Below are 511 nucleotides of genomic sequence, written 5' to 3'. Positions count from 1 at the left end.
TAGTGTCAAAATTATAATAATGACAACAAATATCAGAATGTATATAACAGTAAAAAGAGTCATATTAAAATGAAGTCAATCATTCTTGTGATTTTGATTGCAAACCTTTTATCGGCTTGTGCATTAGCACCAAAGCTAAAACAGCCCAATGATAGAAATCGTGTGCCTATTAATAAAACAATCCCTGCCGAAATCAAGCGAGGAGACAGATGAAAAAGCGATTTATTATAACAGGAATGATTACCCTTTTGGAAATGATAAATTTGGCACATGCAAACAATGATGATGATATATCTACTCGCATATGGGAAAGTCTTTTAAGGGCACAGATTCCTTCGAAATCAGATACTAAACAGAGTTCACCTGCTTCACCGCCACAATCTGTTTCACCGCCACAACCTGCTCTACCAGCAGAATATCGGGAGCTTATTGATCTATTAAAAAAAGGGGAAATTATTGAGCTCTTAACAAAACAGCTTGCGTTAAAAAAAGAACAACTTTCACAAATAGA

At 35.0% G+C, this 511-nt stretch carries 1 protein-coding gene and 1 pseudogene; both read left to right on the top strand.

Annotated elements, in window-relative coordinates; all coding sequences use genetic code 11:
• Positions 1 to 69: 69 nt before the first annotated feature.
• Positions 70 to 213: a TrwH protein gene (locus tag ACFINR_RS09680; protein WP_273791747.1), complete on the top strand. Its 144-nt coding sequence runs from the start codon at positions 70 to 72 to the stop codon at positions 211 to 213.
• Positions 210 to 511 (top strand): annotated as a pseudogene (locus ACFINR_RS09675) (hypothetical protein); the annotation flags it as partial. The gene ACFINR_RS09680 and the pseudogene ACFINR_RS09675, both read left to right, overlap by 4 nt.

This window comes from Bartonella sp. AP19HLJMH (genome assembly GCF_042196245.1).
Lineage (GTDB): Bacteria > Pseudomonadota > Alphaproteobacteria > Rhizobiales > Rhizobiaceae > Bartonella.
This window is presented reverse-complemented; position numbering and strand designations above follow the sequence as displayed.

Coding starts and splice junctions, on each gene's coding strand:
- ACFINR_RS09680 (WP_273791747.1), top strand. CDS start 70: ATGAAGTCAATCATTCTTGTGATTTTGATTGCAAACCTTTTATCGGCT.